This window comes from Allobosea sp. FBZP-16 (assembly GCF_002831785.1).
In the GTDB taxonomy this organism is placed as follows: domain Bacteria; phylum Pseudomonadota; class Alphaproteobacteria; order Rhizobiales; family Beijerinckiaceae; genus Allobosea; species Allobosea lupini.
Window position 1 is genome coordinate 224283 of the sequence record NZ_LNCQ01000045.1, and the last position, 10708, is coordinate 234990.

Sequence of the window (10708 nt, forward strand, 5' to 3'; positions counted from 1 at the left end):
AACCCGCTTCTAGCATTCGCCCATGGACCTGCAGGAAGCGGAAACCGGCGAACGGCGCCCCGAGACGCTCGGCGAAGAGGTCTTCGGCCGCATTCTCGAGCTTATCTACAGCACCGAACTCGCGCCCGGCATGGTCGTCAACGAATCCGTGCTGGCGACGCGCTTCGGCGTCAGCCGCGGGCCGGTGCGCGAAGCGATCCGCCGCCTCCAGGGCATCCAGCTCGTCTCGCGCGAGCCGTTCCTACGGGCGCGCGTCGTCTCCCTGTCCGCCCAGGCGATCCTCGAGCTCTTCCAGATGCGCGAAGCGCTCGAAGGCTATGCCTGCCGCCTCGCCGCCCAGCGGATGAGCGAGGCCGAGATCGATGCGTTGATCGCCGATCTCGAAGCAGCCCATTCCGGGCGCCAGCCCGAAGGCGCGCGCTTCGACTTCCACGTGCGGATCGTCCGCGCAAGCGGCAACAATCGCATCATCGACAGCCTCTGCGGCGATCTCTACCACCTGCTGCGCATCTACCGGCGCATCTCCGGGGCCGTGCCGGAGCGCAAGGAGCTCGCGTTCACCGAGCACTGGCAGATCCTGCGCGCCATCAAGATGCGCGACGGCGCACTCGCCGAATCCCTGATGCGCTCGCATGTCGAGCGCGCCGGCCGCCATGTGCTGGCCCAGGTTCCCGAAACTCCATCCCCTGCCGCCACCGATGCGGAGAAACGAGCATCATGATCGCCAGACGCGAGATTTCGGCTCCGGCCGCCTTCCGGGCCCTGCTCAACTCCGGCGAGTTCCTGGTGTCGCCCGGCGTCTATGACGGCTACAGCGCCCGCCTGGTCGAGGCCGCCGGCTTCAAGAGCGCCTGCACCAGCGGCGCCGCCATCGCCAATGCGATCCTCGGCGTCGAGGATCTCGGCATGATGGGGCTGAACGAGAACGTCAATCACTGCCGCCAGCTCGCCCGCTCGATCGCTATCCCGCTGACCTGCGATGCCGACAACGGCTACGGCAACCCGATGAACGTGCATTACACCGTGCAGATGTTCGAGGAGGCCGGCGTCGCCGGCGTCAACCTGGAGGACCAGGTCAGCCCGAAGCGCTGCGGCCACATGCCCGGCAAGGAAGTCGTCTCAAGGGAGGAGATGGTCAAGAAGATCGAGGCCGCCTGCCTCGCCCGCCGCGACGACGACTTCGTCATCATCGCCCGTACCGACGCCCTCGCGGTCGAGGGCATCGACGCGACGCTTGAGCGCATCCGCGCCTACGTCGCCGCCGGCGCCGACGCGATCTTCCCCGACGCCGTCAAGACCGAGGATCAGATCGCCCGCGTCGTCGAGGCCGCCGGCGGCAAGCCGGTCTCGATCAACATGGGCTTCGGCATCCGCCCCCGCCCGACCACGCCGCTGATCCCGCTGCCGCGCCTGAAAGAACTCGGCGTGCGCCGCATCAGCCTGCCGCGCATGCTGCCGGCTGCCGCGATCAAGGCGATGCAGGAAGCGCTCTTCGTGATGCGCGGCGTGATGGAGACCGGCATCCCGGCGGATCGATCCGATCTCCTGGTCGGCATCGACGAGATTTGGGACCTGATGGGCTTCCCCGCCATGCAGGCGCTGGAAAAGCAGCTCCTCACCACCGACCATTACGAGACCAAGTACAAGGCGACAGCGAAAGCCCACTGAGGCGGAGCGGACCATGACGTCCGCCGAGCCCGACCTCGAGGTCGACGTCGTAGTGATCGGCGCAGGCGGCTGCGGTCTCGTCGCGGCGCTCGCCGCGCATGAGGCAGGAGCCGAGGTCGCGGTCGTCGAAAAACTGCCGCGCCTCGCCGGCAACACCATGCTGTCGAGCGGCTCGATCCCCGCTGCCGGCACCCGCTTCCAGGCCGCGGCCGGCATCACCGACGATCCCGCCCGCTTCGCCGCAGATCTGCGCCGAACCGCCGGCCCCCACGAGGCCGAGGCACTGGTCGATCGCCTCGCCGACATCTCGGCGCCGATGGTCGAATGGCTCGCCGATACCATCGGCCTGCCGATCGAATTGATCGGCGCCTACCGCCATGTCGGGCACAGCGTCAACCGTCTCCACGCCGTGCCCTCGCGCCGCGGTGCTGACCTGATGCAGGGGCTCTGGCAGGCAGCGGAGGAACGCGGCGTCCCGGTGGCGCTGGCGACCCCTGCAATCGAACTTGTCGTCGAAGACGGCGCCGTCCGCGGCGCGCGGGTCCGGACGCAAGGCAGCGCGGAGAGCCTGATCGCGGCCAAGTCCGTAATCCTCGCCTGCAATGGCTTCGGCCATGACCGGGAACTCATAGCCCGCCACGCCCCCGACATCGCCGGGGCCGAGTATTTCGGCGCGCTCGGCAGCGATGGCGAGGCGGTGCGCTGGGGCGAGGCACTCGGTGCCCGCTTCGCCAATATGGGCGCCTACCAGGCCCATTCCGCCATCGCCCAGCCGCATGGCGAGCTCGTCACCTGGACCGTCGTCGAGAAGGGCGGCGTCATCGTCGACGAGACCGGCCGGCGCTTCGCCGACGAGACCCTCGGCTATTCCGCTTTTGCCGCGCCGGCGCTGGCACGCGGCGGTCGCCTGTTCGCCATCTATGACAGCCGCATCCGCGAGGCGACCGCCGCCGGCCAGCCGGATTTCGGCGTGCTCGTCGCCCATGGTGGCGCGCCCGATTTCGCCGATGCCACCGCGCTCGCCACAGCGTGCCGCCTGCCGCCGGATGTGCTCGGAGAGACGCTCGCGCTAACGGCCGGTGCAGCCCAGGGCGATCGGCCGGACGTCCTCGGCCGGAAGGCCTGGGGCATGGGGCCCCTGCAGGCGCCGTTCGTCGCGACACGGATCGCTCCGGCGCTGTTCCACACCCAGGGCGGCCTGCTGGTCGACGAGGAGGCGCGCGTGTTGCGCACGGATGGCGGCGTCGTTCCGGGCCTCTATGCCGGCGGCGGGGCCGCAGCCGGCATCAGCGGGCAGGCAGGCGGCGCCGGCTATGCCTCCGGCAACGGCCTGCTCGCAGCGCTCGGCCTTGGCTTCATCGCCGGGCGGGCGGCGGCTCGCCTGACGCGAACCGCCTAGAGGGAGGGCGTGGCCGATGGATCTCCGGGCGCTGCGCTATTTCCGGACCGTCGCCGAATGCGGCAGCTTCAGCCGCGCCTCGGAGATGCTGCGCATTTCCCAGCCGGCGGTCAGCCGCACCATCCGCGAGTTGGAAGGCGAGCTCGGCAAGGAGCTGCTCGAACGCGGCCGCGACGGCGCCCGCCTCACCGAGGCCGGCCGCATCCTGTTCGAGCACTCCGCCCAGCTGCTGCGCCAGGTCGAGCAGGCCGCCAGCGATGTCCGCCGCGGCGCCACCGCCCTGACCGGGCGCCTCACCATCGGCATGCCGCCAGGCGTCGGCCATCTGCTGGCGCCGCCTCTGCTCGCCCGCTTCAGCGCCGCGCACGAACAGGTCGAGATCAAGCTCGTCGGCGGGTTCTCCAGCCAGCTCCGCGACCTGCTCGCCCGCCGCCAGCTCGATCTCGCCTTCGCCCATGATCCGCTGCCGCAGCGCGGTCTCAAGGTCACGCCGCTGCTGCGCGAGGAGGTCTTCGTCGTCGGGCTCCCCGGCAGCCTCGGCGGCGGCACCGGTGGATTGCCCTCGGCCGAGATCGTCAAATTGCCGCTGATCCTGCCGAGCCGGCCGAACGCCTCGCGCCGCCTGCTCGACGCCTGGGCCGCGCGCGAGGGCCTGTGGATCGACGCGCGCTACGAGGTCGACGACCACGTCATCACCAGCGGGCTGGTCCGGCGCGGCCTCGGCGTCAGCCTGATGACCCGTGCCACACTCGCCGCCGGCATGCTCGCCGGGGCGGTCGACATCCGCCCGATCGCGCCGCGCGCCTATTGGCCGCTGGCGCTGGTCGAGCTTGATCTGCCCTCGCCCTCGACGATTGCGGCGGAGTTCGCCCGGATCGCGCTCGGGATCGTCCGCGAGATGACCGAGCAGGGCGGCTGGCCCGGCGCGATCGGCCCGGAGTGAACCGGCCTCAACTCGGCGCGACCAGCGAGGCCCCGCCGCAGACATAGAGCGTCTGGCCGGTGATCGCCCCGGCTTCCGGCCCCAGCAGGCACTGCACGAGATAGGCGACCTCGTCCGGCGCGATCAGCCGGCCGATCGGCAGCGAGACGGCAGGCGCCTCGCCGCGGCCGGGATCGCGCAGCATCGGCGTATCCGTCGCAGCTGGCGCCACGACATTGACTGTGATGCCGCGCGGCGCCAGTTCGAGCGCGAGGCTCCGGGCAAGGCCATGCACCGCCGCCTTGCTCGCGGCATAGGCGCCGCGCCCGGGCCGGCCGAGCGCGCCGCGGCTCGACAGCAGCACGATACGCCCGCGGATATCGGGCAGGACCGGCGCAAGCTCACGCAGGATCGCAATAGCGGCGCCGACATGCAGCCGCCAGAGCGTCTCGACATCGTCGTCGCGGATCTCGGCGATGCGCCCCGTCCGCATTAGCCCGGCGCAATGCACGAAGGCGTCCGGCGGCTCCGCCAGGATGTCCGGCAAGGCACTCGCCAGCGCAGCGGCATCGAGCAGGTCGAGCGGCACTGTGCGCAGGCCGGCAGCCTCCGCCTCGGTCGGTGCCGCCTGGCGGTCGATCCCGGTCACGCGCCAGCCAGCTGCCAGCAGGCGCTGCGCCAGCGCAAGGCCGATCCCGGACGAGCTGCCGGTAATCAGGGCGTGGCGGGAGAATACCGCCTCAGCCATCGGCCGGCTCCGGCTGTATCGCCGCACCATCGATCACCAATCGCTCGCGCAGCAGCGGAACGACCTCCTCGGCGAAATTGGTAAGCCCCTCCGCCATCGGGTGGAAGCGCAGCATCAGGCAATCTACGCCGATGCGTGAGTACGTCTCGATCCGCTGCGCCAACAATTCCGGTGTGCCGACTAGCCCGGCCCCAAGCCCGCGCGCAGCCACGGCGGCGATGCGGCTGCGCTTGCCGTAGTCCAGCATCTCCTCGGCCTGGGCGTGAGCGTCGTCCTGCGTATCGGCGCAGATCACATGCGCGCTGAGCCCGATGCCGAGTTCGCGCTCGTGGCCGGCGGCGAGCGCCTTCATCTCGGCGATCTCCTGCGTCATCACCGCCAGGTTGTCGTCATAGAGGCGGTAATCGGGCACGTAGTCGGCGAACCAGACATCGCAGCTTTCCGCCACCAGCGCCTTGCCCTCGGGCGAGCGACTGGCGGCGTAGATCGGCGGCGGCGAGCGGCGCGCCTTCAAGGGCAGGCTCGCCTTGTCGACCGTGTAGAAGCGGCCGCTGAAGGAGAACGCCTCCTGCGTCCACAGCCCGCGCAGCACCCGGACGAATTCGCCGAGGCGCGCGGCGCGGTCGGCGCTGCTCTCCAGCCAGCCGCCATTGCCGAACAGATTGAGCTCGTCGGGCCACCAGCCATTGACCAGGTTGATCGCGAAGCGCCCGCCGCTGATCCGGTCGAGCGAGGCGCCCATCTTGGCCACGGCCTGCGGCGTGACGATGCCGGGATGGGCGGCGACCATCAGCTCCATCCGCTGCGTCCGCTGCGACAGTGCCGAGGCCATCACCCAGGATTCGAGATCCGGCCCCAGCCAGCGCTCGGCGATCAGGGAGATCGAGAACCCCGCTTCTTCCGCCTGCTGCAGGATGCGAGCGGCAAATTCGAAGGAGGTGTCGGCCGCATCCCCGGCGCCCGCCGTGCCGAGCTCGGCGATCGCACGCTCCATCTCGGGTTCGGCGCGGATGGTGTGGGGCAGCGGCGCCCAGATTCCCAGTCTCATGGCGCAGTCCCGGTCGACGTGAAGGCCGCGGCGGGCTGCACGGACGCCAGCCCGACGAGCGCCGATCCCTGCGAATGGGCGAAGGCAAGCACCTGCTCGCCGACGCGGCGGAGATCGGCGGCGACTGCAGGGTCGCTGCAAATTCCCCCGGCGAACAGGCCGGGCGCCGTGCGGATCGTTGCGCCGTACGGCGTCGGCCAGCCCCGTAGCGCGTGCGCGATCGTCCGCAGCGTCGCCAGCGTCTGGCCCGCCGCCTGCCATCCGGCGGCACAGGCGATCAGCCCGATCGGAATACCGTCGAGATAGGGCCGCGGCTCCCCCGACAGCTCCTCGGCATAGTCGAGCGCGTTCTTGATCAGGCCGGAGATGGTGCCGTGATAGGCCGGGCTCGCGATGATGAGCCCGTCGCAATGCATCAGCGCCGAAACCAGCGCTGCAGCACCCGCATCCTGGCGCGCGATGCCTGGCTGATAGAGCGGCAGCAGCAGGTCGCGCCCGGCGAAGATGCGGATCTCGGCCTCATCCGCGATCGCCTCGCAGGCCTGGCGCAAGGCGAGTTCGCTCGAGGATTGCTCACGGGGCGTGCCGCCGATGCCGACGATGAGCGGCTTGACGGCGGGCATTCTCGCGGGAGGGGACGTGGCCAGCATGGGCTCCGGCTCGGACAGGACAGGGCGCCTCACAAGACCGGGCTCACGACCCGGCGTCCAAGGCCGTTTCGTCATCGCCCCATAAGCGGATTGCATGCAGATCTCGCACATACTGTTGACACTATAGACGATGGACTCTGCGCCATCTCCAAAGTGCACCGCGCCCCTGCAACACCAGCCTCATTGAGGGAGGACCATGAGGCGCTGCTGATGCAGGACTTCAACTGATAATGCCCGCCTGACCGCCCGATTTCGAGACACGTGCCGAAATATGCGTCAGCCAGCGCCGCAAGAAGTGTTGACATTTCATTGCATACAGCAAAGGCTCAGGCATCGCGCGCCTGGTCCGGCTCCTTGCCACTAGGCTCCGATCAGGCCGGAACGAGGGAAGACGAACGATGAGCGGGATGGACGAAGCGGGAATCGGGAGGCGCGCCCTCCTCGGCGGGTTGGCCGCTACGGCCGGGCTCGGCCTGGTGAGCCGGGCTGCCTTCGCCTTTCCGACGCAACCGATCACCTTCGTCGTGCCCTATGCGCCGGGCTCGACCGATCAGTTCGCCCGCGCCTTCGGCACCGAGATGGAGAAGATTCTCGGAAAGAACGTGCTGGTCGAGACCCGTCCCGGCGCCGGCGGCACGATCGGCGCGAACTACGTCGCCAAATCGGCCAAGCCCGACGGCCACACCCTACTGTTCTCGACCTCGGCGCCGCTCTCGGTCGCGCCGCACCAGAACCAGTTGCCCTATGCGGTGTCCGATCTGCGGCCGGTCGCCCGCGTCGGGCTCGGCCCCAACGTCATGGGCGCCCGCGTCGGAGCCCCCTTCAACGACGTGAAGAGCCTCGTCGCCTATGCCAAGGCCAATCCGGAGAAGGTCACCTTCGGCAGCGCCGGCACCGGCGGCGGCACGCATCTCTCCGGCGAGGCGTTCGCGCTGGCCGCCGACATCAAGCTGACCCATGTGCCCTTCCCTGGCGCGACGCCCGCGGTGGCGGCGACCGTCGGCGGCACCATCGACCTCGCGCTCGGCTTCGCCCAGTCGATCGTGCCGCAAGCCAAAGGCGGCCGGATGGTCGCGATCGCCCAGTTCGGCAAGACGCGCGCCAAGATCCTGCCGGACGTACCGACCTTCGCCGAATCCGGCGTCGACCTCGCTTTGTCGCCGCTGGTCGGCATCTGGGCGCCGAAGGCGACGCCCGACGCGGTGGTGCAGCAGCTCGCCGCCGCGATCGAGAAGGCCGCCGCCGGCCCGGCCGTCGTCGCCTTTGCACAGAGCACGATGACCGAGGTCGAGTTCGCCGGCCCCGACATCTTCGGCCGCGAGATCGCCGAGGAGAGCGCGATGATGAAGCCGCTACTCGTCAAGCTCGGCCTGGCCAAGTGACCGGAGAGACGAGCAGCCTGGCAGCGACCCTGCGGCCGCGCCTCGGCGCGATCGCGGGCATCGTCTTCGGCCTGATCGGGACCTTAGCCTCGCTGCAGCTGCCGCTCGGCACGAGCCGGCTGCTCGGCCCCGGGGCGGTGCCGCTGCTGCTCTCGCTGGCGATGACCGGCCTGAGCCTCGCGCTGCTCGTCAAGCCGGGTTCGGACGAGGCCGAAGCGGATGAGGAGGATGGCGGCCTGCACGGCGCGGCCATGGTCGCGCTCGTCGCGCTGATGATCGGCGCCTTTGCGTTGCTGCTGACCTGGCTCGGCTTCATCGTCGCCGGCACCGCGCTGATGTACGGCCTCTATGCGATCGGCGAGGAGAAACCGGTCTCGGCCAAAGCCCTCCTCCGGGCCGTGCTGACCGCGCTCGCCGCCTATCTGCTCTTCGTCGTCGCGCTCTCGGTCAACATGCCGGCCGGCACGCTCTGGGGTTACTGATGGAAGGCTTGCTCGGAGGGTTCATCGTCGCCCTGAAGCCGATGAACCTGGTCTTCTGCTTTGCCGGCGCGTCGATCGGCACGCTGATCGGCGTTCTGCCCGGTCTCGGGCCCACGGCTGCGATCGCGATGCTGCTGCCGCTGACGATCGGGCTCGACCCGGTCTCGGCAATCATCATGATCGCCGGCATCTATTACGGCGCCAGCTATGGCGGCTCGACCACCGCCATCCTCGTCAAGATTCCCGGCGAGGCCCAGAGCGTCGTCACCTGCCTCGATGGCTACAAGATGGCGCAGCAGGGCCGCGCCGGCGCCGCCATCGCCATCGCCGCGATCGGCTCCTTCGTCGCCGGTACGGTCGGCGCGGTCGCCATCGGCCTGATCAGCATGCCGCTGGTCGAGTTCGCCATCCGCTTCGGCCCGGCCGAGAACCTGTCTCTGCTGCTGCTCGGCTTCATAGTCATCCTGGTCCTGGCCAAGGGCAACGTCGTCAAGTCGCTGATCATGATCGCCGCCGGCCTGCTGCTCAGCATGGTCGGACAGGATGTCATCACCGGCCAGCCGCGCTTCACCCTCGGCATTCCCGAGCTCACCGACGGCTTCGGCGTCGTCGTGGTCGCGATGGGCATCTTCGGCCTCGGCGAGGTCTTCGAGAACGTCGAGAAATTCCGCACCCGCTCGATGCAGGCGGTTCCCGTCGGCAGCCTGATGCCGACCAAAGACGACTGGAAGCGCTCGGCCATGCCGATCGCCCGCGGCTCGGTGCTCGGCTTCCTGATCGGCCTGCTGCCGGGCGGCGGCGCGACGCTCGCCTCCTTCATCTCCTATGGCGTCGAGAAGAAGTTCACCAAGCATCCGGAGGAGTTCGGCAACGGCGCCGTCGAGGGCGTCGCCGGGCCGGAGGCCGCCAACAATGCCGGCGCGGCCGGCTCCTTCATCCCGCTGCTGGCGCTCGGGCTGCCCGGCAACCCCGTGACCGCCCTGCTGCTGGGAGCGCTGATCGTCCACAACGTCACGCCCGGCCCGCTGATGATCCAGGAGCGGCCGGAGATATTCTGGGGCGTGATCGCCTCGATGTATGTCGGCAACGTCATGCTGGTGCTGCTCAATCTGCCGCTGATCGGCATCTGGGTGCAGCTGCTGAAGGTGCCCTATCGCGCGCTTTATGCCGCGCTGATCCTGTTCATGATCATCGGCGCCTATTCGCTCAACAACAACCCGGTCGAGATTCTGCTCCTCCTGCTGTTCGGCGTGCTCGGCTACGGCCTGCGCAAATTGCGCTTCGACACCGCGCCGCTGATCCTCGCCTTCGTGCTGGGCGGGCCGATCGAGTTCAACCTGCGCCAGACCATGATGCTGGCGCGTGATCCGCTCGACTATCTGATGGGCCGGCCGATCGCCCTGACCATACTGGCCTTCGGCCTGCTGCTGATCATCCTGCCGATGTTCTCGAAGGTCCGTCAGAAGCTGATGGTGGCGCGGGCGGTCAATGAGCTCTGAGGCGATCCTCTCTCCAGCCCTGGCGGCCGAGCGCCATGACGGGCCAAAGGCGCTCGCTTTGCGCTATCTCGCGGCGATGGAGCGCCGCGACATTGACGCCGCCCGCAGCTTCATCGCCGCTGATGCCGCGTTCGTCTTTCCCGGTGGCGCGAGGCGGAGCGATCTTGCCGCGATCGTCGCCGGCTCGTCCGGCCGCTATCGCAGCATCGCCAAGCATATCGAGCGCTGCGACCTCTGCGAGCAGAGAGACGGCACCGCCATCGTCTATGTCCTCGGCGGCCTCTATGGCCGATGGCCTGATGGCACCGCCTTCTCCGGCATCCGCTTCGTCGACCGCTTCGAGATCGCCGGCGGATCGATCCGGCGCCAGGACGTCTGGAACGACAGCGGCGAGGCCCGATTGGCCGCGCAAATCTCGGATCCGGGCTGAGGCTGTCTCATTCACTCCCGAACCGGCTGCCGCAAGCGCGTCGTTGAGCAGACGGGGATGATGCCTTCCGTCGGCCGAGGCTGCCGGCTGTCAGGCTGAGCCGGAGGAACTGCGGCAGAACTGCAACAATTTGTTTTATCTCAAGATGTGAACGGCTGTTCATTGCCTCCTGCCCTTACCCGCCTAAGCCTGTGGCGCGGTTGGGTTGGGCATTCTCATGATATCGGTCACCACTCCTGCGCTCGGCGGGACATCTCGCACGCGGCTCGCATCGCACCTGCTCGCGGGCACGGCGCTCGTGCTGCTCCTGTCCGCCGGGCAGGCGCTCGCCAATGGCGGGCGCGGTGGCGACCGAAGCAGCGCGCAACCGGGCTCCGGCGGCGCGGGCGGCATCGACAACCCGACGGGTGCCGGTGGTGCGGGCGCCAGGGGTCAAATAGCGCCAGGAGGCAACGCGGGCGGCGGCGGCGGTGGCGCCGG

At 69.3% G+C, this 10708-nt stretch carries 11 protein-coding genes and 1 pseudogene; 9 read left to right on the plus strand and 3 right to left on the minus strand.

The window, feature by feature from the left end; all coding sequences use genetic code 11:
* The first annotated feature begins 22 nt into the window (after positions 1 to 22).
* From CXY91_RS23335 to CXY91_RS23350, 4 genes are read left to right on the plus strand one after another with little or no spacing between them, the layout of a single operon-like run.
* A complete protein-coding gene (locus tag CXY91_RS23335) occupies positions 23 to 721 on the plus strand; it encodes a GntR family transcriptional regulator (RefSeq protein ID WP_100963773.1) in 699 nt (232 codons plus the stop codon).
* Entirely contained in the window at positions 718 to 1668 is a 951-nt protein-coding gene (locus tag CXY91_RS23340; RefSeq protein ID WP_091836760.1) for an isocitrate lyase/PEP mutase family protein, read from the plus strand. The genes CXY91_RS23335 and CXY91_RS23340 overlap by 4 nt, the downstream gene beginning before the upstream one ends.
* Positions 1669 to 1681: 13 nt before the next feature.
* Positions 1682 to 3067 carry an FAD-dependent oxidoreductase gene (locus tag CXY91_RS23345; protein WP_100963775.1) on the plus strand — a complete coding sequence of 462 codons (1386 nt, stop codon included), beginning with the start codon at positions 1682 to 1684 and terminating at the stop codon, positions 3065 to 3067.
* Positions 3068 to 3083: 16 nt separating this feature from the next.
* Positions 3084 to 4010, plus strand: coding sequence for a LysR family transcriptional regulator (locus tag CXY91_RS23350; protein WP_100963777.1), 927 nt, complete (start codon positions 3084 to 3086; stop codon positions 4008 to 4010).
* 7 nt (positions 4011 to 4017) lie between these two features.
* On the opposite strand, the gene CXY91_RS23355 is transcribed toward CXY91_RS23350, so the two are convergent.
* Genes CXY91_RS23355 through CXY91_RS23365 form a run of 3 tightly spaced genes read right to left on the minus strand, consistent with a single transcriptional unit; the run spans position 4018 to position 6408 of the window.
* Positions 4018 to 4737 (minus strand): SDR family NAD(P)-dependent oxidoreductase, encoded by a 720-nt coding sequence (locus CXY91_RS23355; protein ID WP_100963779.1) that lies wholly within the window; start codon positions 4735 to 4737, stop codon positions 4018 to 4020.
* The gene (locus CXY91_RS23360) at positions 4730 to 5785 is read right to left on the minus strand and encodes an LLM class flavin-dependent oxidoreductase (RefSeq protein ID WP_100963781.1); all 1056 of its coding nucleotides are present in this window, start codon (positions 5783 to 5785) and stop codon (positions 4730 to 4732) included. Before CXY91_RS23360 ends, CXY91_RS23355 begins: the two co-directional genes overlap by 8 nt.
* Complete coding sequence (locus CXY91_RS23365; RefSeq protein WP_091836771.1) at positions 5782 to 6408, minus strand: NADPH-dependent FMN reductase; 627 nt, start codon at positions 6406 to 6408, stop codon at positions 5782 to 5784. The genes CXY91_RS23360 and CXY91_RS23365 overlap by 4 nt, the downstream gene beginning before the upstream one ends.
* Positions 6409 to 6833: 425 nt before the next feature.
* Here CXY91_RS23365 and CXY91_RS23370 point away from each other — a divergent pair, with 425 nt between their 5' ends.
* The 5 genes and pseudogenes from CXY91_RS23370 to CXY91_RS30730 all read left to right on the plus strand — a co-directional run.
* Positions 6834 to 7817 (plus strand): Bug family tripartite tricarboxylate transporter substrate binding protein, encoded by a 984-nt coding sequence (locus CXY91_RS23370; protein WP_100963783.1) that lies wholly within the window; start codon positions 6834 to 6836, stop codon positions 7815 to 7817.
* Positions 7814 to 8299, plus strand: a complete 486-nt coding sequence (locus tag CXY91_RS23375) for a tripartite tricarboxylate transporter TctB family protein (RefSeq protein ID WP_100963785.1) — start codon at positions 7814 to 7816, stop codon at positions 8297 to 8299. Before CXY91_RS23370 ends, CXY91_RS23375 begins: the two co-directional genes overlap by 4 nt.
* Positions 8299 to 9798 (plus strand): tripartite tricarboxylate transporter permease, encoded by a 1500-nt coding sequence (locus CXY91_RS23380; protein WP_100963787.1) that lies wholly within the window; start codon positions 8299 to 8301, stop codon positions 9796 to 9798. The genes CXY91_RS23375 and CXY91_RS23380 overlap by 1 nt, the downstream gene beginning before the upstream one ends.
* Positions 9788 to 10228: a nuclear transport factor 2 family protein gene (locus tag CXY91_RS23385; protein ID WP_100963789.1), complete on the plus strand. Its 441-nt coding sequence runs from the start codon at positions 9788 to 9790 to the stop codon at positions 10226 to 10228. Before CXY91_RS23380 ends, CXY91_RS23385 begins: the two co-directional genes overlap by 11 nt.
* A gap of 217 nt (positions 10229 to 10445) precedes the next feature.
* Positions 10446 to 10708, plus strand: a pseudogene (locus tag CXY91_RS30730) (hypothetical protein); the annotation flags it as partial.

Excerpts from the sequence above, each read along its gene's own strand:
- CXY91_RS23335 (WP_100963773.1), top strand. The coding sequence starts at position 23 with ATGGACCTGCAGGAAGCGGAAACCGGCGAACGGCGCCCCGAGACGCTC.
- CXY91_RS23340 (WP_091836760.1), top strand. The coding sequence starts at position 718 with ATGATCGCCAGACGCGAGATTTCGGCTCCGGCCGCCTTCCGGGCCCTG.
- CXY91_RS23345 (WP_100963775.1), top strand. The coding sequence starts at position 1,682 with ATGACGTCCGCCGAGCCCGACCTCGAGGTCGACGTCGTAGTGATCGGC.
- CXY91_RS23350 (WP_100963777.1), top strand. The coding sequence starts at position 3,084 with ATGGATCTCCGGGCGCTGCGCTATTTCCGGACCGTCGCCGAATGCGGC.
- CXY91_RS23355 (WP_100963779.1), bottom strand. The coding sequence starts at position 4,737 with ATGGCTGAGGCGGTATTCTCCCGCCACGCCCTGATTACCGGCAGCTCG.
- CXY91_RS23360 (WP_100963781.1), bottom strand. The coding sequence starts at position 5,785 with ATGAGACTGGGAATCTGGGCGCCGCTGCCCCACACCATCCGCGCCGAA.
- CXY91_RS23365 (WP_091836771.1), bottom strand. The coding sequence starts at position 6,408 with ATGCCCGCCGTCAAGCCGCTCATCGTCGGCATCGGCGGCACGCCCCGT.
- CXY91_RS23370 (WP_100963783.1), top strand. The coding sequence starts at position 6,834 with ATGAGCGGGATGGACGAAGCGGGAATCGGGAGGCGCGCCCTCCTCGGC.
- CXY91_RS23380 (WP_100963787.1), top strand. The coding sequence starts at position 8,299 with ATGGAAGGCTTGCTCGGAGGGTTCATCGTCGCCCTGAAGCCGATGAAC.
- CXY91_RS23385 (WP_100963789.1), top strand. The coding sequence starts at position 9,788 with ATGAGCTCTGAGGCGATCCTCTCTCCAGCCCTGGCGGCCGAGCGCCAT.